The following is a 25900-nucleotide window of genomic DNA, read 5'->3' as shown; positions in this document are numbered from 1 at the left end:
CGGACGGACCCGGCGCAGAGAGATCTGACACAGCGAGAGCCGACGCGAAAGGACCCACAGTGTCCTCAGCACCAGATTCCGCTATCCGCGATGCGGGACCCCCTGCCGTTCCCGACCCGGGGAAGGCGAACCTCGCACTGGCCCTGTGCTTCTCGGGGTTCCTCCTCACCTTCTGGGCCTGGGCCCTGATGGGACCGCTGGGCGCGACGTACAAGGACCAGCTGGCACTGACGTCGTTCCAACAATCGCTCGTGGTGGCGTTGCCGGTCGTGGTCGGGTCGCTCGGCCGGATCCCCGTCGGTGCGCTCACGGACCGCCTCGGCGGCCGCACGATGTTTCCGCTGATCGCCGCGCTGACGATCTTCCCCACCCTGTTCGTCGGCTTCGTCGACAACAGTCTGATCGTCCTGCTCATCGGCGGCTTCTTCCTGGGCATCGGCGGCACCTCGTTCGCCGTCGGCGTCCCCACCGTCAACTCCTGGTTCCCGCCGAACCGGCGCGGCACGGCCATCGGCATCTTCGGGGCCGGCATGGGCGGTACGGCGATCGCGGCCTTCACGACCCTGCGACTCCGCGAGGCCTTCGGAGACCAGGCGCCGTTCGTCCTGGTCGCGATCCTGCTGGCGGTGTACGCGGTCATCGCGCGAATGCTCCTGCAGAACTCGCCGACCTGGACGCCCGCCCGGGGAAACTGGGTGGTCAAGGCGGCCAGGACCCTCGCCCGCCCCGTCACTCTCAAACTGGCCTGGCTGTACGCGATGGGCTTCGGCGGGTTCGTGGCGTTCTCCGTCTACCTGCCGACCTACCTGCACAACTTCTACGAGTTGGAGACGGAGGACGCGGCCCTTCGGACTGCCGTGTTCGTGGTGATCGCGGTGGCCTGCCGACCCCTCGGCGGCGCGCTGGCCGACAGGTTCCCCGGCGCCTGGGTGCTCATCGTGAGCTACATCGTCACCGGGTTGATGGCCGCCGCCGCGACGGAGCGGATGCCGCTCGTCAGCACCGAGAGCGGGGACCTGTACCCCCTCGGCACCGTGGTCTTCCTGTTCATGGCCGCCTCGCTGGGCACCGCCTCCGGCGCCGTTTTCGCCCTGGTGGCGGAACTGGTCGAGCCCACCGCGGTCGGCTCGGTCACCGGCATCGTCGGTGCCGTGGGAGGACTCGGCGGCTTCGTCCCCCCGCTGCTGCTCGGCTACTTCTGGACCGCCCACGGCAACTACCGCATCGGGCTCCTCCTGCTCTTCGTCCTCTCGATCGCCACCGCCGCCCTCACCTGGCTGTGGTTCCTCCGTACCCGTCGCAGTGAGCCCGCCGCCACGGAAAGGACCCCGGCATGACCAGCATCGACTCCCCCCGTCCCGCCTCGCCGACGCCGGAGGGCCGCGGCACCGGGTCCGGTCGGATGGACGGTCCCGCCTCCGAGGCCCTGCTGCGGGCCGGCCGGTTCTTCCGCCGGGGGGAGGCCTCCGACGACCTGCGGACCGTCACGCACTCCGGCGGGCGGGAGTCGGACGTGTTCTACCGCGACCGCTGGAGTCACGACAAGGTGGTCCGTTCCACCCACGGCGTCAACTGCACGGGCTCGTGTTCGTGGAAGGTGTACGTCAAGGAGGGGATCATCACCTGGGAGTCGCAGCAGACCGACTACCCGGACATCGGCGACGACATGCCCGGGTACGAGCCCCGCGGTTGCCCGCGCGGCGCCGCGTTCTCCTGGTACACCTACTCCCCGACCCGCGTGCGCTACCCCTACATCCGTGGCCGGTTGATGGAGTTGTGGCGCGCGGCCCGCACGGAGCACTCCGACCCGGTGGACGCGTGGGCCTCGATCGTCGAGGACCACGAGAATACCGCCTACTACAAGCGGGCCCGCGGCAAGGGCGGGCTGGTGCGCTGCCGGTGGGAGGACGCGATGGAGATCGCCGCCGCCGCCCACGTGTACACCGCCAAGACGGCCGGACCGGACCGGGTCGCCGGGTTCTCGCCCATCCCCGCGATGTCCATGGCCTCGTTCGGCGCCGGCTCCCGCTTCATCGAGTTGTTCGGCGGCTCCATGCTGTCGTTCTACGACTGGTACGCGGACCTGCCCGTGGCCTCACCCCAGGTGTTCGGCGACCAGACCGACGTCCCCGAGTCCGCGGACTGGTTCAACTCGTCCTACCTCATCATGTGGGGCTCCAACGTCCCCGTCACGCGCACGCCGGACGCCCACTTCATGACCGAGGCCCGCTACCGGGGCCAGAAGGTGGTGGTGGTCTCCCCCGACTACGCGGACAACACCAAGTTCGCTGATGAGTGGCTGCACCCGCACCCCGGCACCGACGGCGCGCTCGCGATGGCCATGGTGCACGTGGTGCTCACCGAGTTCTACGCCCGCCGGTCCACGCCGGAGTTCGAGTCGTACGCCAAGAAGTACACGGATCTGCCGTTCCTGGTCACCCTGCGCACGCGCGAGGACGGCTCGGTGGTGCCGCACAAGTTCGTCACGGCGGACATGCTCGCCGACGGCGTCCTCGAGGTGGCCCCGGGCGAGAACGCCGCGAACAAGACCGTCCTCATGGACGCCGTGACCGGGCGTCCGGTGGTCCCGAACGGCACCCTGGGCGACCGGTTCGGCGAGCAGGGCGCCGGGAATTGGAACCTCGACCTGGGTGACGTCGACCCGGCGTTGAGCCTGCTCGACACCCTCGAGGGCACCGCCGAGGTCGTCCTGCCGCGCTTCGACACCGTGCGTGGCGACGCCGGGACCATCTCCCGCGGGGTGCCCTACCGGACGGTGAGGGGTGACGACGGCGAGGACCTGCGCGTCACCACCGTCCTGGATCTGATGATGGCGCAGTTCGGCGTGGCCCGCCAGGGCCTGCCGGGCAGCTGGCCGAGCGGTTACGACGATCTCGAGCCCTATACCCCGGCGTGGCAGGAGCAGCACACCGGCGTGCCGGCCGCCCAGGCCGAGCGGATCGGTCGCGAGTTCGCCCGCAACGCCCTCGAGTCCGGTGGCCGGTCCATGATCCTCATGGGCGCCGGCACCAATCACTGGTTCCACTCCGACGTCATCTACCGGGCCTTCCTGGCGTTGACCATCCTCACCGGGACGCAGGGGGTCAACGGCGGCGGCTGGGCCCACTACGTCGGGCAGGAGAAGGTCCGGCCACTGACCGGGTTCCAGCAGGTGGGCATGGGCCTGGACTGGTCGCGCCCGCCCCGGCAGATGATCGCCACCGCCTTCTTCTACCTGCACACCGGACAGTGGAAGTACGACTCCTACGGGGCCGACGTCCTGACCGCCGCCACCGGCGAGAACCGCTTCGCCGGCATGAGCACCCCGGACCTCGTCGCGATGTCGGCCCGGCTGGGCTGGATGCCGTCCTACCCGACCTTCGACGCCAACCCGCTGGACCTGGGCGCGGAGGCCGCCGACGCCGGGGTGCCGGCGGCCGATCACGTGGTGGGCCGGATCAAGGACGGGTCACTGCGGTTCGCCGCCGAGGACCCGGACGGCCCCGGCAACGCGCCCAAGGTGCTCACCGTGTGGCGCTCCAACCTGCTCGGGTCGTCGGCCAAGGGTGACGAGTACTTCCTCCAGCACCTGCTGGGCACCGACTCGTCACTGCGCGCCGACCAGGCGCCGGAGGGCCACCGCGGGCGGGACATGGTGTGGCGGGAGGACGCCGAGGACGGCAAGTTGGACCTGCTCACCACGCTCGACTTCCGGATGACGTCCACGACCCTGTTCTCCGACCTGGTGTTCCCCGCGGCCACCTGGTACGAGAAGCACGACCTGTCGTCGACGGACATGCACCCCTTCGTGCACTCGTTCAACGCCGCCATCAACCCGCCGTGGGAGACCAAGACGGACTTCGAGACGTTCCGCCTCCTCGCCGAGAAGGTCTCCGAGCTCAGCCACGGTCACCTCGACATCCGGACCGATGTGGTGGCGACGCCCCTGGGGCACGACACCCCGGACGCGCTCGCCAACCCGGGCGGCACGGTCTCGGACTGGAAGGACGGCTCGTGTGAGCCCGTCCCGGGGAAGAACTTCCCCAAGATCACTGCGGTCGAGCGCGACTACCGCCTACTCGGGGAGAAGTTCGGGTCGCTCGGCCCGCTCGCGGAGAAGGTCGGCATGCCCGTCAAGGGACTCATGCTCAAACCCGACAAGGAGATCGGGGTCCTGCTCAAGGCCAACGGCGAGACCCGCAAGGGCGTCGGGAAGGGTCGACCGCGGCTCGACACCGACATCCGGATGTGCGAGGCGATCCTCACCCTGTCCGGGACGACCAACGGACGGCTGGCGACGCAGGGGTTCGAGCAGCTCGAGGCCCGGACCGGCCGCGAGCTGGCGGACCTGTCGCGGGGCGAGGAGGGCAAGCGCATCACCTTCGCGGACACCCAGTCCCGGCCCCAGCCGGTCATCACGTCCCCCGAGTGGTCGGGGTCCGAGCACGGCGGCCGGCGGTACAGCGCGTTCGTCATCAACGTCGAGCGGCTCAAGCCGTGGCACACGCTCACCGGGCGGATGCAGTTCTTCATGGACCACGACTGGATGGCCGAGATGGGCGAGCAACTGCCGGTGTACCGGCCGCCGCTCAACATGCACCAGCTCTACGGCGAGCCCGTCCTCGGCTCGGATGACGGGTCCGGCGGCGCGGCGCTGACCGTCCGCTACCTCACCCCGCACAACAAGTGGTCGATCCACTCGGAGTACCAGGACAACCTCCTCATGCTCAGCCTGTCCCGCGGCGGGCCGACCATCTGGATCAGCAAGGAGGACGCCGAGCTCATCGGCGTCGTGGACAACGACTGGATCGAGGCGGTCAACCGCAACGGCGTCGTCGTCGCCCGCGCCATCGTCTCCCACCGCATGCCGGCCGGGACGGTCTACATGCACCACGCTCAGGACCGCGTGGTCGACGTGCCGATCGCGGAGGCCTCGGGCAAGCGCGGAGGTATCCACAACTCGGCGACCCGCATCCTCATCAAACCGAGCCATCTCATCGGCGGGTACGCGCACTTCAACTACGCGTTCAACTACATCGGCCCCACCGGAAACCAACGTGACGAGGTGACGGTCATCCGCCGTCGCTCCCAGGAGGTGCAGTACTGATGCGCGTCATGGCCCAGATGTCCATGGTGATGAACCTGGACAAGTGCATCGGCTGCCACACCTGCTCGGTGACCTGCAAGCAGGCGTGGACCAACCGGTCCGGCACCGAGTACATGTGGTGGAACAACGTCGAGACCCGACCCGGGCAGGGGTATCCCCGGACGTACGAGGACCAGGAGCGGTGGAAGGGCGGCTGGGAGCTCGGTAAGAACGGCCAGCTGAGGCTCAAGGCCGGTGGGCGCATGAAGAAGCTGCTCCAGATCTTCTCCAGCCCCACGATGCCGTCGATCGATGACTACTACGAGCCGTGGACGTACGACTACGACACGCTCGTGTCCTCGCCCCTGCAGGAGCACACGCCGGTCGCCCGGCCCTACTCGCTCATCAGCGGCAAGCCGATGAAGATCTCGTGGTCCGCCAACTGGGACGACGACCTGGGCGGTTCCCCCACCCACCTGAAGGACGACCCGATCCTGGCCAAGGTGAGCGAGGAGATCAAGGCGGAGTTCTCCGAGACCTTCATGTTCTACCTGCCGCGCATCTGCGAGCACTGCCTCAACCCGTCGTGCGTGTCCTCGTGCCCGTCGGGCGCGATGTACAAGCGGGTCGAGGACGGCATCGTCCTGGTGGACCAGGACCGCTGCCGCGGCTGGCGCCAGTGCGTCACCGGCTGCCCGTACAAGAAGGTGTACTTCAACCACCGCACGGGCAAGGCCGAGAAATGTACGTTCTGCTTCCCCCGGGTCGAGGTGGGCATCCCCACCGTCTGTTCCGAGACGTGCGTGGGACGGCTGCGGTACATCGGACTCATCCTCTACGACGCCGACAAGGTCCTCGAGGCGGCCTCCGAGCCGGACGAGCACGAGCTGCTCGCCGCGCAGCGCTCGTGCTTCCTCGACCCGAACGATCCCGAGGTGGTCGCCGCGGCCCGCGAAGCCGGCATCCCGGACGACTGGATCGAGGGCGCCCAGCGGTCGCCGATCTGGCAGCTCATCTCCCGATTCGAGGTGGCCCTGCCGCTACATCCGGAGTACCGCACCATGCCGATGGTCTGGTACGTCCCGCCGCTGTCGCCCATCGTCGACCGGGTCGCCGCGGACGGTGGTGACGGCGAGGACGCCGACACCCTTTTCGGCGCCATCGACACCATGCGCATCCCCATGGAGTACCTCGCGGAGCTGTTCACCGCGGGCGACGTGGACGCCATCCAGGTGGTGCTCAACCGACTGGCCGCGATGCGCACCTACATGCGTGACATCAACCTCGGTCGCGAACCCCGTGCGGAGATCTGCGACGCCGTCGGGATGACCGAGGAGGACGTCTACGACATGTACCGGCTCCTGGCCCTGGCCCACTACGACGAGCGCTACGTGATCCCCACCGCCCACCAGGAACAGGCCCACTCGCTGGAGGAACTGGCCACCGAGTGCAGCCTGGACTACGAGGGCGGGCCCGGGATGATGGGCGAGTCCGGGCCGTTCGGTGAGGGCTCGGGCGACCAGGCCCTCCCCATCGCCGTCGAGAGCTTCCACGCCCTCAAGCAGCGGCAGACCTCGGACACCATCGCGTCGCCGGGCGACAAGTCCAGAAGGGTCAACCTCCTCAACTGGGACGGTCTCGGTACGGGCGGCCTGTTCCCCGGAAGCAAGGACTGACGCGATGGCTGCACAATTCCTGGCCGGAACCGGCTTCGGCAGCGACCTGTTCGCGCGGGTGCGTCGGGCGGTGAGCCCCGGCAGCGGGCCGGCGGTGGGCCGCGGGGCGCCCGGCGACCCCGCGCTCTACCAGGCCGTCTCGCTGCTGATCGACTACCCGACCGCCGAGCTGATCGACCGGCTCCCGCTCGTCCGCGAACTGGCCGACGAGCGGGGCGCCGTCGCGCGGCCACTGGTGGGTCTGGTGGACCACCTGGAGTCGACCCCCCTCGACGAGCTGCAGTCGGAGTACGTGGAGACGTTCGACATGCGGCGCCGCTGCTGCCTCTACCTGACCTACTACCGCTACGGCGACACCCGTAAGCGCGGCACCGCACTCGTCGACTTCATCGAGGCGTACAAGGCGGCCGGTGCCGAACTCGGGGCCGGCGAGCTCCCCGACCACCTCGGCGTGGTCCTCGAGTTCGGTGCGCAGTGCGATCTCGACGGCTGCCGTGCGCTGCTCGTCCAGCACCGCGCCGGTCTCGAGTTGCTGCGGATCTCGTTGACCGACCGCGGCTCGCCCTGGACCGGCGCGCTGGAGACCGTCTCGGCCACCCTGCCCCCGATCGGTGGGCATGACCGCGACGCCGTGAGCCGACTCGTCGCCCAGGGGCCGCCTGACGAAGAAGTCGGCCTGGAGGCGTTCACTTCCTCGTCCTACATGGAAAGCGGGGCCCGGCCATGATCGGAACGAATGCAGCCGATGTGACGATCCCGGACATCGTCCTCTGGGTGATCCTGCCGTACGTGTGCCTGGCGATCTTCGTCGTGGGCCACTGGTGGCGGTATCGCTACGACAAGTTCGGCTGGACCACCCGCTCCAGCCAGCTCTATGAGTCGCGCCTGCTCCGCTGGGGCAGCCCGCTGTTCCACTTCGGCATCCTCTTCGTGGTCGGCGGCCACATCATCGGCCTGGTCATCCCCAAGTCGTGGACCGAGGCCGTGGGCATCAGCAACGACGCCTATCACTGGATCGCGGTGATCACCGGGGCGATCGCCGGGTTCTCCACCGTGGTCGGACTGGTCATCCTCATCTACCGCCGCCGCACGGTCGGGCCGGTCTTCTCCGCCACGACCGTCAACGACAAGGTCATGTACGTCTTCCTGGCCGCGACGATCTTCCTGGGCATGGCCAACACCATCGTCGGCAACATCCTCAGCCACTACGACTACCGCGAGGAGCTGTCCGTGTGGTTCCGTGGGATCTTCTGGTTCCAACCCGACCCGGCACTGATGTTGTCCGCGCCGATGTCCTTCAAGCTGCACGCGATCGTGGCGTTCCTGCTGTTCGCCATCTGGCCGTTCACGCGCCTGGTCCACGTGTTCTCCGCGCCGGTCGGCTACCTCTGGCGTCCCTACGTCGTGTACCGATCGCGTCCGGCGGGCCAGTTCGGCAACCGCCCGTACCGCCGGGGCTGGATGCGCGAGGACGTCGGCGACGTCAGCCGCGAGATCGGCGCCGGGCGGGCCGGATCCGGATCGAGCCGCGCACCACGTCATTGACATGACCCGGTCACGCAGCCTCCCGACGCCCGCGCGACTGTCCCCGGGGTATTTCGCCATGGTCATGGCGACGGGGATCGTCGCGGTCGGAGCCGGGCAGCGGGGCTGGGAGACGGTGGCCGTGATCCTGATCGTGCTCACCGCGATCGAGTACGTGATCCTCGTGCTCCTCACACTGTGGAGGTTGATCGCCTACCGCGCCGAGGTCGTCGCCGATCTCCACGACTCCCGCAAGGCGTTCCTCTTCTTCACGTTCGTCGCGGGGACGAACGTCCTCGCCGTGGCGCTCGCGGGGCGGCACCTGCTCGTGGCGTCCGTGGCGCTCCTGAGCGTCGGGGCGGCCGTCTGGATCGTCCTCGGCTACACGGTCCCCTGGGTCGCGGTCCTGTCCCGCGACGAGCGCCCCGTGGTCGCGGAGGCCAACGGCACCTGGTTCATCTGGGTCGTCGCCAGCCAGTCGGTGGCTGCCGCCGCTGCGACCCTGGAACCCCATTTCGAGTCGGCCCGCGACGCGCTCGCGATCGGGGCCGTGGCGTCGTGGTCGGTCGGCGTCGTCCTCTACGTGGCGTGTGCGGTGTTCGTCTCGCTCCGGCTCATGCTCTATCCGCTGGATCCGCGGGAGCTCGATCCCCCGTACTGGGTCTCGATGGGGGCGGTGGCGATCACCGTCGTCGCCGGCGCACGGGTCGTGGAGATGGCCAGCGCCCCGATGGTCGACGCCGTGCGGGGACTCGTCGCGGGTCTGGTCGTGGTGTTCTGGTGCTTCGCCACCTGGCTCATCCCGGCCCTGGTGGCGGTGGGGGTGTGGCGTCACCGGGTCAGAGGAGTGCCGTTCCGCTTCGAACCCACCTGGTGGTCGATCGTCTTCCCGCTCGGCATGTACGCCGTCGCGGGGATGTACCTCGGGCGCGCCGACGACCTGCCGATCGTCGCCTGGATCGGCGAGACGTGGATGTGGGTCGCGGTCGCGGCCTGGCTCGTCGCGCTCGTCGGCATGATCCGATCCAGACTCCCGCGTATCACGCGGGTCCCGGTATGACAGGAGAGCGAGATGTGCCAGTACTGCGGTTGTCATGAGAACACCATCATCGGCCGACTCTCGGCAGAGCACGACGCCCTGGTCGACCTCACGGGGGACATGGTCCGTGCCGTCGACCGCGGCGACCCCGACACCGCCTCCGCTCTCGCGCTGCGCGCCCGGGACATGCTCCACCCGCACACCAGCGCCGAGGAGCACGGGCTCTTCGCCGCACTGCGACTCGAGGAGGAGGCGTACGCCGACACCATCGACCGGTTGTGCGGGGAACACACGACGCTCGACGGCATGATCGACCGGATCGTCGACGGTGACCTCTCCCTGGGCCGCGAGTTCGCCAGGGGCCTGCGGGACCACATCGATCGCGAGGAGAACAGCCTGTTCCCGGCCTCCGTGGTGACGATCATCGACGGCGACGTGTGGGACCGGATCGAGGCCGACGACGCCGCCGCCCGCGGCGAACCGGCGCCGCGCCCTCACGACCACGACGACCACGACCACGACCACCCGCACGGACACACGCACTAACCGCGGTCGCGCGCCCGCGCGGACGAGCCGTCAGCGCCGGCGGTTGCGCATCTTCTCCGCGAACTCACGGGCCTTGCGCTGGTTCTCGGGCTTCGAGGCTTCGCGCTTGACCACCTGGACGGCCTTGATCGCGAGGCCGCTCCTCAATGCGTTGCGTAGGAATGCCACCGTGCACCTCCATGTCTCGGGGGCGCCAGTCTAGAGTCGGCGACCGCCTACCGCGACCGGGCGACGGGGCGGCCTGGGCTACCGTGACCGATCATGAAGATCGACCCCGCCCCCGGTGGCGACCGTGCGGCCGATGGCGACGCCCTGTGGCGCATCCTGGCGACCCGCCGCGATCATCGCCACTTCCACCCGACACCGATCGACCGCGCGACCATCGAGCGACTCCTCGAGGTCTTCGCCGTCGCGCCGAGTGTCGGACTGAGTCAACCGTGGCACGTCACGGTGGTCGAGGACCGGGACGCCCGGGAAGCCGTCCACGCGGGCTTCCGCGCGGTCCGGGCTGCCGAGGCCGAGCGGTTCGAGGGCGAGCGTCGCGACCTCTACGACTCCCTTCGCCTCGAGGGCATCCTCCAGGCGCCCGTGGGGCTGGTCGTCAGTCATGTACCGCCGCCGGGACCGACGCTGGGGACCACCAGTGTCCCGGCGGCCACCGAGTACAGCGTGGTCTCCGCCATCACCCTGTTGTGGCTGGCGGTGACGGCCGAGGGCCTGGGTATGGGATGGGTGAGCCTCGTCGAGCCAGGCCATCTCTCCGATGCGGTGCCGCTACCGGACGACGCCCGCCCCCTCGCGTACCTGTGCCTCGGCTACCCGTCGCTGGAGCTGGAGGAACCGCTGTTGCAGACCGTCGGGTGGGCACGGCGCTCCCCGCTGTCGGTGAACTGGGTCTGACCGTCCCCGGCCCGGTTCAGCTCTGCTCGACCCCGACCTGGATGAGGGTGCCCCACGGGTCGTCGACGCGCAGGACCGCACCGTCGTGGCGGGTCTCGATCCGATGGTCGGACAGTCGCTGTCGGAGCGCGTCGACATCGTCCGCGGTCGGCAGGTCGATGTTCACCCGGCCCAACCCCAGTGCCGCCGCACGGGGGCCCGCGCCTGCCGTGCCCCACGTGTTGACCGCGATGTGGTGGTGGTAGCCGCCGGCGGCGATGAACAGCGCGGAGCCGACGTCACTCATCACCTCGAAGCCGAGTGCGTCGACGTAGAAATCACGGGCCACGCCGATGTCGCCGACCTGCAGGTGCACGTGACCGAGAGTGGCGGGCGGCGGGCCGGCGATCGGCCGGGCGAGGTGGGTGCGCAGGAAGGCGTTGGGGTCCAGTGGGTTGGTGGCGACCTCGAGCAGCCCGTGGGATCCGGTGGCCCAGGTCTCGCGCGGGCGGTCGGCGTACAACTCGACGCCGTTGCCCTCGGGGTCGTCGAAGTAGAAGGCCTGGCTGTACAGGTGGTCCGAGCTGCCGGTGAAGGATCTCGGCGCGTGCCGGGCGACCGAGGCGACGGCGGCGGCCAGCGACGGCTCGTCGTCGAAGAGGACAGCGGTGTGGAACAGTCCGGCCTGCCCCTGCCTGCGCGGGGGCAGGTCGGGCATGCGGCGCATCCGCACGATCTGGCGACCCGCCCGGCCGAGGACGGCGGTGTCGCCGGTCTGCTCGAGCACCTCGAGGGTCACCCCGCCGGAATAGAAGGCGATCATCGCGTCCAGGTCGCGGACCAGCAGTTCGACCGCGCCCATGCGGGTGTCGGCGGCGAGCAGGTCGTCGGCGGGGCGTTCGACGAGGCTGCGGGGATCGGGGTTCTGGACGTAGACGGGCATGGGATCTCCTCGATCGCGATCGACTTATTGCGTGATGTGTCATCTATATCAACCGCCGGGACGCTCCGTCCATTCCGTGATGCGTCAAATACCCCCGCGGGGCCGGGTCCTGTCACCTACCCCACGACGTCGAGGAAGCCCGTCGCGCCCTTCTCCGCGTCGGCGAAGGAATGGTCGACGAACGTGTAGCGCCCGGGCTCGGCGAAGGTCATCTCCACGAATCCGCCCTGCGACGGAGCCAGGTCGAGGGCCTGCGCCCCGCCGCTCCCGCCGCCCAACGCGTCCCGCCCGTCCCGCAGCAGGTAGGCGCCCTCCTTGTAGACGGTGTCGAACTGGGAACCCACCACGTGGAAGCTCGTCCCGTCGCTCGGGCCGGCCACCACCACCCAGACGCGCACGGTCTCGCCGACCCGGGCGGTCAGCGGATCCCGCCGGTATTGGGTCGCGTGCCCGTTGAACATCACCAGGTCGGGCTGTCCCGCGGCGATCTTGCCGGAGTCGAACGGCTCGTCCTCCGCGCCGAGGTACGACTCGGACTGGACCAGGGCGTACTCGCGGTCCACCTCGGACAGGCCCGGCGGGTCCACGATGAGGGCACCGAACATCCCCGCGGCGACGTGGCCACTCATCGGTGCGGTCGCGCAGTGGTAGAGCCAGGCACCGGCCCGCTTCACGGTGAACCGGTACTCCAGCTCCTCGCCCGGCGGGATCGTCCGCATCACCTCGTCTGGACCGACGTCGCCGGCATGGAAATCGATCGAGTGTCCGATGGTCCCCTCGTTGCGGAAGGTCACGATGAACGTGTCTCCCACCCGGCCCCGGAGGGTGGGGGCCGGGAGCCCGCCGTTGTAGGTCCACACCGGCCGCACCACCCCGGGTGCGAGTTCATCGGTGGTCTCCTCGACCGTGAGGGCGATCCGGTGTTCGCGACCGGCAGGGGCGGGCGCGAGGGCCGGGTCCCGGGTCACGACGTCGCCGGAGGGCGGGGCCAACACATCGATCGCCTCGGTCGGGGCGGTGGCAGCGGCACCGCCGGCCCCACCATGGGCGTCGTGGGCGGCCGCGGGGTCACCGCCCTCGACCAGGACCCGGAAGGTCATGCCCATCGCCTTGTGTCCGGCGATCGTGCACCACCCCTCGAGTGAGCGGCCGACCACGCCTGCGTCCACCGTGACGGAGCCGCCCGGGTCGACCCTGCCCGAATCGGCCCCGTTGGTCAGGTACAGGTCGTGAACCGTCGTGTCGTCGTCGTTCGTCAGTTCGATCACCAACCGGTCGCCCGCGGGGACCGTCACCGTGCTCGGTTCGAACCTCATCCCCACCGCCGTGACCTCCACGGTCGTCGTGTTCCCGGTCGGCGTGACCGATACGGCCTGGTCGGTGCGGCGGAGTGGCGAGGACGGGTCGGCGGCGAGCGCGACCCCCGTGGCGAGGACCACCACCAGTGCGGCGGACAGCGCGCCGACCAGATTCCGCCGACGGCCGGGCGCGATCTCCGGTCGGGGCGTGCCCGGGGTGACGCGGGCGGTCTTCTCGCCGGCCTCGCGGGCCGCGGCCGCGTTCCGGATGACGGCCAGCTGCGCGCGGACGGCGCGGATCATGACCGGGAGGAACAGCGCGAACCCCGCGAACGCCAGTGTGGAGCCGACGACCCGGGTCCAACTGGTCCCACCGGGTACGAGGAAGACGATCAGGCCGGCGTTGACCAGGACGAGGCGGAAGGCGACCAGGCGGTTCATCTCCACCATCCCGGCCCGCACCGCCGCCGGACCACCCCGCATCACGGTGGGCATGAGGAAACTCATCGCTCCGAGGAGGATCTGGGCGGCCGCCCCGGCGAGCAACGGCGTCGTCACCTGCCCCAGGTCCCCGATCCGGCCGGTGGCGACGAGCCACGTCGCCCACGCCAACGCCACCGGCAGCCACACCAGGCCGCACGCGATGCTCATCGAGGCGAACTCCCGCGGCGGTGCCGTGCGCGCGGTGCGGACGAGGTGGACCAGGTGCCACAGCACGGCGAGCAGATACAGGCCCAGCGCCGTGGCGGTCACCGGCGTCACGCCCGCGAGCGAACCCGCCGCTGCCGCCACCACCGCGGCCGACATCACCCCCAGGGACCGGACCGCCGCGGCGTCCTGGCTGTCGGCCATGGGGGTTCGCAGCACCGTCGCCCAGAAGGTCACCAGGGTGGTGAGCACGGTGATCCCGACGAAGCCCAGGACGTTGACCGCGAGGTGGAACGCGTGCAGGCGCACGGCCCACTCCTCCGGGACGCCGACCCCCATGACCGCTCCGGCCACCGCCCCGGCCGGAAGGAACGCCGCGGCCACGGCGTAGTACCGGACGACCGGCCGGAACCGGGTCGGTTCGGCGGCGCGCAGCTGCCGGATCAGGTCCACGACGTACCAGGCCACCGCACCGCCCACGACCGTGGCACCGGCCACGATCGGAATCGGCCAGGACCCGAGCATTCCCGCGATCAGGATCACGATCCCGACGTTGAGCACCATGATCCTGCGCACCTGGAGTGCGCGAGACTCCTCCGGGGGACGCCGGTGCAGCAGGGTCTCGGTGAAGTGCTGGCCCCACACGAGGATCGAGTTGGTGAGCAGGCCCAGGGTGAAGACGTGGATGATCGTCCACGTGGACGCGGGCACCCACCGGTGGACCACACCCACCACGACCAGGGCGATCATCCACAGCTGTACCGGTCGGGTCGCCCGCCGGTGCCACGAGCCCTTCCGTCGGGTCCGGGGCGCCGCGGTGTCCATGTCGCCGAGTCTAGGGACGGCCACCGTCCTGAGGGCGGACTCCTACTGCGGCAACGGGGCCAGGCCCGCGCCCTCGAGGGCGCGGCGGCCGCGGTCCGAGGTCACCAGCGCGAGGAAGTCGCTCGCGGCCTCGCGCTCGGCCTCGGCATCAGATCCGTTCTCGGCGGCGGGGATCCGGGCCACGGTGTAGCGGGTCGTGCCGGCGGCCTGCGCCAACTCCCTGTCCCGCTGGTCGATCTCGGCGTGGGACACCCACCCGTGGGACGCCGCGACATCGGTCCGGTAGACGATGCCCACGTCGAGTTCGTTGTCCGCCAGACGCGCGGCCACGGATCGTGAGCCCGCATCCCGTTCGACCACCGGCGGCGTCACGCCTGCTGCGGCCAGCAGCGACTCCGCTGCGCGCCCGCACGGCACCTCCAGCTGGCACAGCCCCACCCGCAGGTCGGGCCGCTCCAGGTCACGCAGGCCCGTGACCTGGCGGGGATTGCCCGAGGGGACCGCCACCACGACGTGGTTGCGGGCGAACACCATGGGTTCGACCGCCACCCCCTCGTCGACGAGCCACTGCATGGACACCTCGTCCGCCGAGGCGAAGACGTTGATGTCGTCGCGTGCGGGCATCCCCTCCGCGATGGTGTCGGAGCGGCCCAGCTCCAGGCTCACCCGGATCCCGGGATGCTCGTCCTCGAAGAGATCGATCATCTCGGTGAACGCGCCGGACAGGGATGGTGCGGCCGCGACCCCGATCGTCATGACGGGGGACTCGGGGTCCGGCTCGGCGCAGGCGACGAGTCCCGAGCACGCCAGGGCGAGTGTGACCACGCTGAAACCCCGGCCCCGGTTCACCGATCAGCCTCCGGCGAACGGCGGAAGAACGTCCACCGCGGAGACACCGTCGATGGAGGCGTGCGGATCACGGGTCGTCTCCTCACCCACGAGGAACGACGACACGGTCACGATGCTGGCCAGCGGCTCACCGTGGCGCTCGCAGACCTCCCGCGCCAACTCCCCGATGGTCGTGGCATGTGTGTGCAGCCGCTCGCGGGCGGTGCCCGCGGCGTCCTCGGCAGCCGCGTAATACCCCACGGTGATCACTCTCGGAGTCCTGCTCACAGCGTCAACCCTATCGTCCGACACTGACACGTCAACCACCAATGGCGCCCATCGATCGGCGGGGCCTGTGGAAGGCCGTACCGCCGATCCCGTGCCCTGCCTGCTTGCCCCACATCGCACCCCTCCAGACCTCGGAGATCTCGTCATCCGGGGCCCCGGCTCTCAGCACCCCGAGTACGTCCGTCTCGTCGTCGCTGAACAGGCACGACCTCACCGTGCCCTCGGCGGTGAGGCGGGTCCGGTCGCAGGCGGCGCAGAAGTTGCGGGTGACGGTCGCGATCACCCCGACCGTTGCGGGAGCATCTCCCACGGCGCGTCCGGCGACCCGCCACATCTCGGCCGGCGCGGACGGGTCCTCGCGCCCGGCGGGAACGAGGTCGAAGCGGGTGCCGAGGGAGTCCAGCACGTCCTGCGCGGTCACCATCTCCGCGCGCGACCACGTGTTGTCGGCGTCGAGCGGCATCTCCTCGATGAACCGTAGTTGCACCCCCTCCGCCAGGGCCCATTCCAGCAGGTCGGGCGCTCCGTGCAGGGTCGCCCGCAGGGGCACCGCGTTGACCTTCACCGGGTCCAGGCCGGCCTCGACCGCGGCCCGCACTCCCCGCAGGACGGACGGCAGCCGGTCTCTGCGGGTGAGTTGGGCGAACTCGAGGCGGTTGACGGTGTCCAGGGAGATGTTGATCCGGTCCAGACCGGCCTCGACCAGCGCGCCGACCCGGTGTTCGAGCCCCACGCCGTTGGAGGTCATCGCGATCGGCAGGTCGGGGCACTCGGCCCGCGTGCCGGCGATGATGTGCTCGAGGTCGGCCCGCATGAGCGGCTCGCCCCCGGTGAAGCGGACCTCGTGGACGCCCAGTTCGCGGTGCGCGAGGGCCACCAGCCGGATCACCTCGTCCGTCGTCATCCGGGCGGCGTCGGGGATCGGCGGCAACCCCTCCTCGGGCATGCAGTACGTGCAGCGCAACGAACACTTCTCGGTCAGCGAGACGCGCAGGTCGCGGGCGACGCGGCCGAAGGAGTCGACGAGCAGCGGGGTGGCGGGGCGCGCGGAGGGGCGGCCGGTGTCCGGTGCGGTCACGGCGCCCACCTCTCCTCCGCGGTCGCGTGACCCCAAGTGTAGGTGGCCCCGCCCCGCAGCGCTCGGCCCGTCCGGACACCCGCCAATCCGGTCACCTGCCCGGTACGTCCCCGTCCGTCCGGCTCGCCTCCGGCACACCGACGTCCGGATTCGGCCCCAGCAGCGTGAGCTCGTGGATCTCGTCGCGCTCGGCCTGGCCGCGCAGCTGCGGCGCGATCGCCCGTCCCAGGTGGTAGCCCAGGACCACCACCAGGGTGCCCAGGGCGATGCCACCGAGCTGGAAGTCGTCGGTGATGACCAGGGTGGTGTCCCCGATCGCGATCACCACGCCCGCGGCGACCGGGACGAGGTTGAGCGGGTTGCCGAAGTCGACCCGGTTCTCCTTCCAGATCTTGGCGCCGAGCAGGCCGATCATGCCGTAGAGCACAACCGTGATGCCGCCGAGCACGCCGCCCGGGGTCGCGGAGATCACGGCTCCCAGCTTCGGCGAACACCCCAGCACGATCGCGGTCAGCGCGGCCACCACGTAGGCGGCCGTCGAGTACACCTTGGTCGCGGCCATCACACCGATGTTCTCGGCGTACGTCGTCGTCGCCGATCCACCGAACGAGGTCGCCAGCACGGTTCCCGCGCCGTCCGCGGCCAGCGCCCGGCCCATCAGGCCGTCGGTCTCGGTGCGGGTGATCTCGCCGATCGCCTTGACGTGCCCGGCGTTCTCGGCGATGAGCGCGATGACGCCCGGCACCACGAGCAGCACGAACGCCAGCGAGAAGTCGGGCGCGTGGATACCCACCACGCCGGCGGCCTCGTCGGTCATCGGCGGCAGCCCGATCCACGGCGCGTCCCACACGCCCGACCAGTCCACCCGCAGGTGCTCGGTCACCTCACCGGCGGTGGCGTTGAACGAGGTGATGGGCCCGGTGACCAGATCGAGCACCCACGACAGGACGTAACCGAAGACCAGGGACAGGAAGATCGCGATCCGCCCGGCGAAGCCCTTGAGCCCCACGGTCATCCCGATCAGCACGATCATCACCGCCAGCGCGACCCACTGGTCCTGCGGCCAGTAGGTGTCCGCCACCACCGGCGCGAGGTTGAAGCCGAGCAGCATCACCACGGCGCCGGTGACCACGGGCGGCAGGATCGCGGTGACCACGCGGCCGCCCACAACGTGCACGATCAGCCCCACCACCAGCAGCGTCGCGCCGGCGACGAGCATCGCGCCGGTGACCTCGGCGCTCGTGCCGCCCTGCGCGCGGATCGCGGCGACGGCGCCCACAAAGGCGACAGAGGTGCCGAGGTAGCTGGGCACCTGCCCCTTGACCACGGCGAGGAACAGCAGGGTGCACACGCCGGAGAAGAGGATCGCCAGCTGCGGGTTGAGCCCCATGATGATGGGGAAGACGAACGTCGCGCCGAACATCGACACCACGTGCTGGGCACCGATCCCGATGGTCCGCGGCCAGCTCAGCCGCTCCATGGGGGCGACCACCTCGCCGGGTCTGATGTTCTTGCCGTCGCCGTGTACCGACCACAGCGCTGCCGACCCCCGTGCCCTACGTGCCACGTCCCGCCACCTTCTGTTCGTTCCCGCCGGCCGCACCCGCGCGGACCGTAGGCACAGTACAACGCGGGTTACCGTGGGGACATGACCTCCCTGCCCGACAACCCGAGCCGCCCGTCCCCCGCCGAGTACCGCGAGCTCCTGCGCTCGCACCTGGCACCGGTGCTCGAGCGGGCGTCCCGGAGTACGCACCTGCCGCTCGCGGCGTGCGCGGACTCGGTGTTGGCCGCGGAGCTGCGGGCCTCGGTCGACCTTCCGCTGTTCGTGAACTCGCAGATGGACGGGTACGCGGTGCGGTCCGCGGACGTGGCCGGGGCGGGGCCCGACTCGCCGGTGCGCCTCGAGGTGGTCGGGGCGGTGCACGCCGGTGACGGCGCGGGACCCGATGTCGACGACAACGAGGCCTGCAAGATCATGACCGGCGCGCCCGTCCCCGAGGGCGCCGATTGTGTGGTGCCCATCGAGGACACGATCGTGAGCGAGGCCGACCCCTCTGTCGTGCTGGTGCTCGCACCGCGGTCGCGGGGCGAGTTCATCCGTCGCCCGGGCGACGACGTCCGGGCCGGTGACGTGGTGATCGACGCCGGGGTGCGGCTGCAGGCGCGGCACCTGGCGGCGGCGGCCTCGCTCGGGGAGTCCGGTCTCGACGTGCGGCCGCGGCCGCGGGTCGGGGTGGTGGCGACCGGCTCGGAGCTGGTGGCGCCCGGGCGGCCGCTCGCGCCCGGGCAGATCTGGGAGTCCAATTCGGTCACCCTGGCCGCCGCGCTCAAGGCCTGCGGGTGCGAGGTCACCAGGACGCTCATCAGCGGCGACGACCGCGCGACGTTCACCTCGGCCCTGGACGCGGCCGCCGGGGACGCCGACCTCGTGGTGACCGCGGGCGCCGTCTCGATGGGCGACGCCGAGGTCGTGCGCCAGGTGCTCGCCGACCGGGAGGGCGCCCGTTTCGCCCCGATCGCCATGCAGCCCGGCGGCCCGCAGGGGCTCTCGGCCTGGCGCGGCACCCCCGTGGTGTGCCTGCCGGGCAATCCGGTGAGCGCGCTGGTGTCGTTCGTGGTGCTGTTGCGGCCGGTGATCCTCGAGGCGGTGGGGCGCACCCCGATCCGGCCCGTCCGCGCCCGTCTGGCCCGCGAGGTGCGCTCCCCCGCCGGGCGGGCGCAGTACCTGCGCGCGGCCCTGGCTCCGGGAGGCACCCCGGCCGACCCCGCCGACCCGACCGACGGGGCTCTGCCCACAGCCGATCCGGTCTCCGGCCCGGGGTCGCACCTCGTCGCCTCGATGGCCCGTGCCGACGTGTTGATCGAGATCCCCGCCGACGTCACCTCTCTGGCCGTCGGCGCGCAGGTGGACGTCCTGCCGCTGTAGAGCACTGCTCCTCCGAGTCGCTGCTTGCAGGAACTGCAATCTTGCAGTGAGTGCATTTTCGGCGCATCATCGTCTGGTGACCGCCGCCGACCCCGCCGACCCCGCCCTCAGCCTGCGCGAGACCAAGAAGGTCCGGACCCGTGCCGGGATCGCCCGCGCCGCGCTGCAGCTGGTCGCGGACGAGGGCTTGCAGGCCACCACCGTCGAGGCCATCGCGGCCCGGGCGGAGGTGTCGCCGCGCACGTTCTTCAACTACTTCGAGTCCAAGGACGACGCGGTGGTGCACCTCAGCACGGACCGCTACCGGCGGCTCCTCACCAGCCTGTTCACGGACTCCTCGGCGCCCGACGCCAACCCGGTCGTGCAGGTGCGCGAGACGATGCTGCGGTTCCTCCGCGAGTCCGACCCCGGGACCGACGCCGAGCCCGGGGCCGATTCCGATGCCGACGACGACCTCATGCGCGCCGCCCTCGAGCGCGACCCGTCCCTGTTCGGGGCGCTACACGCCTCGATGTCGGTGGTGGGCGCCGAGTTCGAGGCCGCCATCGCCGCCCGCTACGCCAGCGACGAGCAGCGCGACCTCGCCCGGGTCGGGCTCAGCGTGGCGCTCGGCCTCGCCCAGACCGCCATGCTCGACGCCCGCGACGGCCGCTCGACCGCGCACATCGCCGACCGCGTGTCCTACTACTTCGCCCTCCTCGAATCCGCTTTCCACGAAAGGCCGACCACCTCATGACCACCACCTCGTCGACGCCTCCCGCGTCGGCCGAGAGTGATCCGATCACGCTCACCTCGCGTACCGTCTGGATCATCTTCGGAGCACTGATGGCGAGCATGTTCCTCGCCTCGCTCGACCAGTCCATCCTCGGCCCGGCACTGCCGACCATCGTCGGCGAGCTCAACGGCGTCGAGTCGCAGGCCTGGATCATCACGATCTACATCCTCGCCGTCGCTGTGACGATGCCGCTGTACGGCAAGTTCGGCGACCTCGTGGGCCGTCGCAATCTCTTCCTCCTGGCGATCGCCATCTTCACCCTGGGTTCGGTCGGCTCGGGCGCGGCCGGGTTCTTCACCGACCCCGCCACCGAGGCCGGTTTCTGGGAGCTCGTCGCGTGGCGCGGCGTCCAGGGTCTGGGCGGCGGCGGGCTCATGATCCTGTCGCAGGCGATCATCGCCGACATAGTGCCCGCCTCGGAGCGAGGTAAGTACATGGGCCCGATGGGCGCCGTGTTCGGCATCTCCGCGGTCGCCGGCCCACTACTCGGCGGGTTCTTCACCGATTCCGCGCACTGGCGCTGGTGCTTCTGGATCAACGTCCCGGTCGGCATCATCGCCTTCGTCCTGGCGTGGAAGTACATGCGCCTGCCCACCCGGCGCAGCACCGCGAAGGTCGACTGGGCGGGCATCCTGTTCATGGTCCTGGGCACGTCGGGCCTGGTCCTGGTCACCGACCTGGGCGGCGATCAGCTGGCCTGGGACTCCGCCGGCATGATCGCGATGATCACCGGCACCGTCCTCAGCATCATCGCGCTGATCGTGGTCGAGAGCCGCGCCGCCGAGCCGATCCTCCCGCTGCACCTGTTCACCGGCCGCGTGTTCGTCATCGCCACCGCCATCGCGTTCGTCCTGGGCGTCGCGATGTTCGCCGCGATCGGCTTCATCCCCACGTTCCTGCAGATGGCCACCGGCACCTCCGCCGCCGGATCGGGCCTGCTCATGATCCCGATGATGGTGGGCCTCATGGCCACGTCGATCGGCTCGGGCTTGGCGATCGCCAAGACCGGCCGCTACCGGATCTACCCGATCGTGGGCATGGCCCTGACGGTCGTGACGGTCATGGTGATGACGCAGATGACCGGCACGACACCCATCTGGCAGATCATGGGAATGCTGTTGTTCTTCGGCGCCGGTCTGGGCCTGGTCATGCAGGTCATCGTGCTGGCGGTGCAGAACGCCGTGGATCCGCGCGAGGTCGGCGTGGCCACCAGCTCGAACAACTACTTCCGTGAGATCGGCGCCGCGATCGGTACAGCGTGGTTCGGCTCGCTCTTCACCGACCGCTTGATCTCCAACCTCACCGACACGGTCGCGGCGAACCCCGAGCAGGCCATGGCCTCCGGGCTCAATCCGAACGGCGTCACACCGGCCTTCGTGGCGGGCCTACCCGAACCACTGCACCAGGGGATCGTGGATTCCTACGCCAACGCCCTGGCACCCGCCCTCTGGTACGTGGTGCCGGTCCTCGCGGTGGCGCTGTTGTTCGCGTTCTTCCTGCCGCAGGTGAAACTGAGCGACGAGGCCGGAATGGTCGCGCGCGGCGAAGCGGTGTGGGACGACGGCAAGGCTGTCCCGGTCGGTAGGGCCGCCGACGGTGACGGCGACGACGACGAGGTCACCGCTCTCTCAGGAGGGATCGCACCCGGCCGGGCATAGCGGGTAGACCAACGACAAGAGCGTTCCGCACGCCCATCACTCGCGCGATGTGTGCGGAACGCTCTTCTCGACGGGCCCGGTCCGAGTGTCGCCGGACCCCGTGGTCAGAACCAGTGCTTGCGACCACCGACCGCGCGGCCGGCGGCGCCGAGGATGACGAGGATGACGCCGATCGCGATCAGCACCAGGCCGATCGTCCAGAGGATGGGGATCTCGAGAATGAACCCAAGGATCAACAAGATTGCACCGAGGATGATCATTTATTCGTCCTTCCACTCAGTCCTACAGGATGGATCGAGCCTATCCGGCCGGAGCCCCGGCCACGACCGATCAGGCAGACCGAGCGGTCAGCTCGCGCTGTCGAGCGCCTGCTGCCAGAAGTCGATCTCCAGCCGGGTGGCCGTCCGGAACACCTCGGTGAGCTCGTCCAGGCGACGGTCGGTGAGCCCGCCCTCGGACAGGACGTCGAGCTGCTCGATCGCGGCCGCGGACGCGGCGGTGAACTCCACGCCCGAGTACTCCATGATCCACTCGCCGTACGGGTGCTCGCCGTCGTGCTCGGCGAGGCCGGGGAGCAGGTGGGCGCCGATCTCGGCGTAACCGATCGTGCACGGGGCCAGCGCCACGTGGAGGTCGAGCACGTCGCCGGCCATGCCCGAGTCCAGCACGTACCGGGTGTAGGCGACGGTGGCCTGCTTCTCGGGCGCGGCCTCGAGCTCGGCGCGCGGGATACCCCAGCGCTCGGTCAGGCGGAGGTGCAGCTCGGTCTCCGCGAGGATCGCCCCGGTGGCGTTGTGCGCTGCGGTGATGTCGGCCAGGGTGCGGCTCTTGTAGGCGGCCAGGGCGTTGGCGCGGGCGAACTGCACGAGGAAGTGGAAGTCCTGCACGAGGTAGTCGCGGAACACCGCCAGTGGCAACGTCCCCCGCCCGAGCTGCTCCACGAAATCGTGGCGGGTGTACGCCTCCCACTCGGGGCGGCAGCGGTCCTTGAGCGTCTCGAACAGGGTCAACGCGGGTCTCCTCGGTAGCAGGTGTGTCCGTGCACCATCATCCGTCGACACCCCACCGCGTGGTCCCGTCAGACCCACTTCCCGCGCGTGTACTGCGGCGGGTACGGGGCGTCCCGCCAGTCCACACCGAGCTCGGCGGCCGCGCGCAGCGGCCAGGCCGGCTCGCGCAGCGCGGCGCGCCCGAGGAACACCACGTCAGCGCGCTCGTCGACCAGCAGCTGTTCGGCGTACTCCGGGTCACTGATGAGCCCCACCGCTCCGGCCAGCACCGCGCCGGACGCGCGCACCTCCTCGGTCAGCGGCACCTGGTAGCCCTGCTCCAGCTCGACCGGTGGCCGGTCCGGCGTGTTGGCGGCCGACGAGACGTCCACCAGGTCGACGCCGTGCTCGGCGAGCCGGCCCGCCAACCAGCGCGAGTCCTCCGGGGTCCACCCTCCACGCACCCAGTCCGTCGCCGAGATGCGCACGAACAGCGGCTTGCCCTGGGGCCATACCCGACGCACCGCGTCGCAGATCTCCAGCAGCAGGCGGGCCCGGTTGTCGCGCGAGCCGCCGTAGTCGTCGTCACGCTCGTTGGACAGCGGCGAGAGGAACTCGTGGATGAGGTAGCCGTGCGCCGCGTGGATCTCCACCACGTCGAAGCCCGCCTGATCGGCCCGTCGCGCGGCGTCGGCGAACGCGGTCACCACCGCGCGGATCCCGTCGGCGTCCAGCGCCTCCGGTCGCGTCATGTCGCCGAACGGGATCGCCGACGGCGCGACCGTGGACCAGGCACCCTCCTCGGGTGACAGAGAGCCGGCGGGGTAGCCGGGCCACGCCCGGTACGCCGACGCCTTCCGCCCGGCGTGCGCCAGCTGGATGCCGATCGCCGCCCCCTGGGAATGCGCGAAGTCGACGATGGGAGCCCATGCGTCGCGCTGCGTGTCGTTCCACAGCCCGGCGTCCTGGGGGCTGATCCGCCCCTCCGGCACCACGGCCGAGGCCTCCGCGAGGATCAACCCGAACCCGCCCTGCGCCCGCGCCCCGAGGTGCACGAGATGCCACGGCGTGGGCACCCCGTCCCGGTCCTCGCACGAGTACTGACACATCGGCGAGAGCCAGACCCGGTTACGGATCTCGAGGTCGCGGATGCGGATCGGTTCGAAGAGCGTCGCCATGTCCGCGATTAAACCCGGCCCCCGCGACGTCCCGCCCCGACGCACCCCCGGGGACCGCCGCGCCCGGCCGACTACCGTGAACGGCATGACTGACGCGCCGACCGGACAGCATCCGACCCCCGAGCCGCAGGTGACCGCCGCGCCGCAGCTCACCCACCTCGACGCCGAGGGCCGTGTCCGCATGGTCGACGTCGGCGACAAGGCCGTCACCACCCGAACCGCCACCGCCGAGGGGATCTTCCGCACCCGCCCCGAGGTCGTCACCATGGTCGCGGGCGACGCGCTGGGCAAGGCGGACGTGCTGGCCACCGCGCGCCTGGCCGGGATCGGCGCGGCCAAGAAGACCTCCGAACTCATCCCGCTGTGCCACCAGATCCCGCTCAACTCGGTCAAGGTGCACTTCGACCTCGACTCCGAGGCCGGGGAGATCCACGTCCGGGCCACCGCCAAGACGACCGGCCGGACGGGCGTCGAGATGGAGGCGCTCACCGCCGTCTCGGTGGCCGGGCTGACGTTGCACGACATGGTGAAGGCCGTCGACCCGCTCGCCACCATGGACGGGGTCCGTCTCGCCGCCAAGTCGGGCGGCAAACGCGGTGACTGGACACGGGAGTCCGGCAGCGGAATCAGGTACGACGACGAGGGCGCTGATCCGCACTCCGGGCCCGCGGCGCTCGATTCCGGCCGAAGTGGTGTCGTCGTCGTCTCCTCCACCGCCGCCGCGCACGGACACCGCGAGGACACCACCGGTCCGGCCATCGAGGGATGGCTCCTCGAGCGCGGTTTCTCCCCGGTCGAGGTGCACGTGGTGGCCGACGCCGACATCGCGACGGCCGTCACCGAGCAGGTGCGGCGGTCCCCCGCCGTGCTGCTCACCACCGGCGGCACGGGTGTCGCCCCCGACGACCGCACGCCCGAGGCCACCGCACCCCATCTGGACCTGGAGTTGCCGGGGATCGCCGAGGCGATGCGCGCCCGCGGGTTGGCGGCCACACCCACGGCCGCCATGAGCCGCGGTCTCGCGGGCTTCGCCGGACGTACCCTGGTGGCGAACCTGCCGGGCTCGACGGGCGGGGTCCGCGACGGACTGGCGGTTCTCGACGAGCTGCTCGAGCACCTGCTCGAGGTCCACGCCCACGGAGGAGGACACCGATGAGCGACTCCGGTCCACTCGTGGACATCACCGACCGGGTGATCGACCCGCGCGAGGTCGAGAAGAGCGTGTGGACCAGCGCCGACGGCGCGATGGTGACGTTCTCCGGTGTGGTGCGCGATCACGACGGCGGCCGGGGCGGCGTGCTGGACATCGAGTACTCCGCCCACCCCACCGCCCGCGACACCCTCGCCCGGCTCTGCGACGAGGTCGCGGCGGAGCACTCGGCGCGCGTCTCCGCCGTCCACCGCGTGGGCGTGCTGCCGGTGGGAGAGGTCGCGGTCGTCGTGGCGGCCGTCGCGCCGCACCGGGCCGAGGCGTTCGCGGCGTGTTCCGAGCTCATCGAGCGTCTCAAGCACGGCGTTCCCATCTGGAAGCGGCAGCGCTTCGCGGACGGCGTCTCCGAATGGGTGGGCGTCGGCGACTGCTGAGACGGTCAGGCCGGCCGTCTGCGTGGACGGTGCCTGTCCTGACCCGGTGGATTGATGAGTGTGCCATCGTCGGCGACGATGCGGTCCGCATAGGCGTTCCACTCGCGTTCCCAGATGGCGTCACGGGCA

Annotated in this window: 23 protein-coding genes; 13 read left to right on the top strand and 10 right to left on the bottom strand. The window is 70.5% G+C overall.

Annotated elements, in window-relative coordinates:
- Positions 1-59 precede the first annotated feature (59 nt).
- Genes AC3DE3_RS09970 through AC3DE3_RS09940 form a run of 7 tightly spaced genes read left to right on the top strand, consistent with a single transcriptional unit; the run spans position 60 to position 9871 of the window.
- Positions 60-1337, top strand: coding sequence for an MFS transporter (locus tag AC3DE3_RS09970; protein WP_488369846.1), 1278 nt, complete (start codon positions 60-62; stop codon positions 1335-1337).
- The gene (locus AC3DE3_RS09965) at positions 1334-5107 is read left to right on the top strand and encodes a nitrate reductase subunit alpha (protein ID WP_488369845.1); all 3774 of its coding nucleotides are present in this window, start codon (positions 1334-1336) and stop codon (positions 5105-5107) included. The genes AC3DE3_RS09970 and AC3DE3_RS09965 overlap by 4 nt, the downstream gene beginning before the upstream one ends.
- Positions 5107-6762, top strand: a complete 1656-nt coding sequence (narH, locus tag AC3DE3_RS09960; RefSeq protein ID WP_260486329.1) for a nitrate reductase subunit beta — start codon at positions 5107-5109, stop codon at positions 6760-6762. The genes AC3DE3_RS09965 and narH overlap by 1 nt, the downstream gene beginning before the upstream one ends.
- 4 nt (positions 6763-6766) lie before the next feature.
- Positions 6767-7489, top strand: coding sequence for a nitrate reductase molybdenum cofactor assembly chaperone (gene narJ, locus AC3DE3_RS09955; protein ID WP_488369844.1), 723 nt, complete (start codon positions 6767-6769; stop codon positions 7487-7489).
- Positions 7486-8307, top strand: coding sequence for a respiratory nitrate reductase subunit gamma (gene narI / locus AC3DE3_RS09950; protein WP_260486327.1), 822 nt, complete (start codon positions 7486-7488; stop codon positions 8305-8307). The genes narJ and narI overlap by 4 nt, the downstream gene beginning before the upstream one ends.
- A gap of 1 nt (position 8308) precedes the next feature.
- Positions 8309-9346: a tellurite resistance/C4-dicarboxylate transporter family protein gene (locus AC3DE3_RS09945; protein WP_260486326.1), complete on the top strand. Its 1038-nt coding sequence runs from the start codon at positions 8309-8311 to the stop codon at positions 9344-9346.
- A gap of 12 nt (positions 9347-9358) precedes the next feature.
- Complete coding sequence (locus AC3DE3_RS09940; protein ID WP_260486325.1) at positions 9359-9871, top strand: hemerythrin domain-containing protein; 513 nt, start codon at positions 9359-9361, stop codon at positions 9869-9871.
- A gap of 30 nt (positions 9872-9901) precedes the next feature.
- Here the strand turns inward: AC3DE3_RS09940 and AC3DE3_RS09935 are convergent, their stop codons facing one another.
- Positions 9902-10039 (bottom strand): hypothetical protein, encoded by a 138-nt coding sequence (locus tag AC3DE3_RS09935; RefSeq protein WP_260486324.1) that lies wholly within the window; start codon positions 10037-10039, stop codon positions 9902-9904.
- A gap of 93 nt (positions 10040-10132) precedes the next feature.
- Here AC3DE3_RS09935 and bluB point away from each other — a divergent pair, with 93 nt between their 5' ends.
- Positions 10133-10771, top strand: a complete 639-nt coding sequence (bluB, locus tag AC3DE3_RS09930) for a 5,6-dimethylbenzimidazole synthase (RefSeq protein WP_260486323.1) — start codon at positions 10133-10135, stop codon at positions 10769-10771.
- Between the two features lie 16 nt (positions 10772-10787).
- Here the strand turns inward: bluB and AC3DE3_RS09925 are convergent, their stop codons facing one another.
- The 6 genes from AC3DE3_RS09925 to AC3DE3_RS09900 form a co-directional block, all read right to left on the bottom strand.
- Complete coding sequence (locus tag AC3DE3_RS09925; RefSeq protein WP_260486322.1) at positions 10788-11693, bottom strand: VOC family protein; 906 nt, start codon at positions 11691-11693, stop codon at positions 10788-10790.
- A 116-nt stretch (positions 11694-11809) separates the two neighbouring features.
- Positions 11810-14464 (bottom strand): multicopper oxidase domain-containing protein, encoded by a 2655-nt coding sequence (locus AC3DE3_RS09920; RefSeq protein WP_488369843.1) that lies wholly within the window; start codon positions 14462-14464, stop codon positions 11810-11812.
- 42 nt (positions 14465-14506) lie between these two features.
- The gene (locus AC3DE3_RS09915; RefSeq protein ID WP_488369842.1) at positions 14507-15289 is read right to left on the bottom strand and encodes a molybdate ABC transporter substrate-binding protein; all 783 of its coding nucleotides are present in this window, start codon (positions 15287-15289) and stop codon (positions 14507-14509) included.
- A 27-nt stretch (positions 15290-15316) separates the two neighbouring features.
- Positions 15317-15580 carry a ubiquitin family protein gene (locus tag AC3DE3_RS09910; RefSeq protein WP_260486319.1) on the bottom strand — a complete coding sequence of 88 codons (264 nt, stop codon included), beginning with the start codon at positions 15578-15580 and terminating at the stop codon, positions 15317-15319.
- Between the two features lie 31 nt (positions 15581-15611).
- A complete protein-coding gene (gene moaA / locus AC3DE3_RS09905; protein WP_488369841.1) occupies positions 15612-16667 on the bottom strand; it encodes a GTP 3',8-cyclase MoaA in 1056 nt (351 codons plus the stop codon).
- An 82-nt stretch (positions 16668-16749) separates the two neighbouring features.
- Positions 16750-18138 (bottom strand): uracil-xanthine permease family protein, encoded by a 1389-nt coding sequence (locus AC3DE3_RS09900; protein WP_488370037.1) that lies wholly within the window; start codon positions 18136-18138, stop codon positions 16750-16752.
- Positions 18139-18306: 168 nt separating this feature from the next.
- On the opposite strand from AC3DE3_RS09900, the gene AC3DE3_RS09895 reads away from it, so the two are divergent.
- The 3 genes from AC3DE3_RS09895 (at position 18307) to AC3DE3_RS09885 (ending at position 22020) form a co-directional block, all read left to right on the top strand.
- Complete coding sequence (locus tag AC3DE3_RS09895) at positions 18307-19587, top strand: molybdopterin molybdotransferase MoeA (protein WP_488369840.1); 1281 nt, start codon at positions 18307-18309, stop codon at positions 19585-19587.
- 76 nt (positions 19588-19663) lie between these two features.
- Positions 19664-20323 carry a TetR/AcrR family transcriptional regulator gene (locus tag AC3DE3_RS09890; RefSeq protein WP_488369839.1) on the top strand — a complete coding sequence of 220 codons (660 nt, stop codon included), beginning with the start codon at positions 19664-19666 and terminating at the stop codon, positions 20321-20323.
- A complete protein-coding gene (locus AC3DE3_RS09885) occupies positions 20320-22020 on the top strand; it encodes an MDR family MFS transporter (RefSeq protein WP_488369838.1) in 1701 nt (566 codons plus the stop codon). Before AC3DE3_RS09890 ends, AC3DE3_RS09885 begins: the two co-directional genes overlap by 4 nt.
- A gap of 104 nt (positions 22021-22124) precedes the next feature.
- Here the strand turns inward: AC3DE3_RS09885 and AC3DE3_RS09880 are convergent, their stop codons facing one another.
- From AC3DE3_RS09880 to AC3DE3_RS09870, 3 genes are all read right to left on the bottom strand, one after another.
- Positions 22125-22280: a hypothetical protein gene (locus tag AC3DE3_RS09880; protein WP_488369837.1), complete on the bottom strand. Its 156-nt coding sequence runs from the start codon at positions 22278-22280 to the stop codon at positions 22125-22127.
- A gap of 87 nt (positions 22281-22367) precedes the next feature.
- Positions 22368-23030 carry a TenA family protein gene (locus tag AC3DE3_RS09875; protein WP_488369836.1) on the bottom strand — a complete coding sequence of 221 codons (663 nt, stop codon included), beginning with the start codon at positions 23028-23030 and terminating at the stop codon, positions 22368-22370.
- A gap of 68 nt (positions 23031-23098) precedes the next feature.
- On the bottom strand, positions 23099-24187 hold the full coding sequence (locus AC3DE3_RS09870; protein ID WP_488369835.1) for an NADH:flavin oxidoreductase/NADH oxidase: 1089 nt from the start codon (positions 24185-24187) through the stop codon (positions 23099-23101).
- 85 nt (positions 24188-24272) lie between these two features.
- On the opposite strand from AC3DE3_RS09870, the gene moaCB reads away from it, so the two are divergent.
- Together moaCB and AC3DE3_RS09860 are read left to right on the top strand one after the other, a co-directional pair.
- Positions 24273-25343: a bifunctional molybdenum cofactor biosynthesis protein MoaC/MoaB gene (moaCB, locus tag AC3DE3_RS09865; protein ID WP_488369834.1), complete on the top strand. Its 1071-nt coding sequence runs from the start codon at positions 24273-24275 to the stop codon at positions 25341-25343.
- Positions 25340-25771 carry a molybdenum cofactor biosynthesis protein MoaE gene (locus tag AC3DE3_RS09860; RefSeq protein WP_488369833.1) on the top strand — a complete coding sequence of 144 codons (432 nt, stop codon included), beginning with the start codon at positions 25340-25342 and terminating at the stop codon, positions 25769-25771. The genes moaCB and AC3DE3_RS09860 overlap by 4 nt, the downstream gene beginning before the upstream one ends.
- Positions 25772-25900 lie beyond the last annotated feature (129 nt).

Source organism: Dietzia sp. IBK-p2-16D, assembly GCF_057773085.1.
This window is presented reverse-complemented; position numbering and strand designations above follow the sequence as displayed.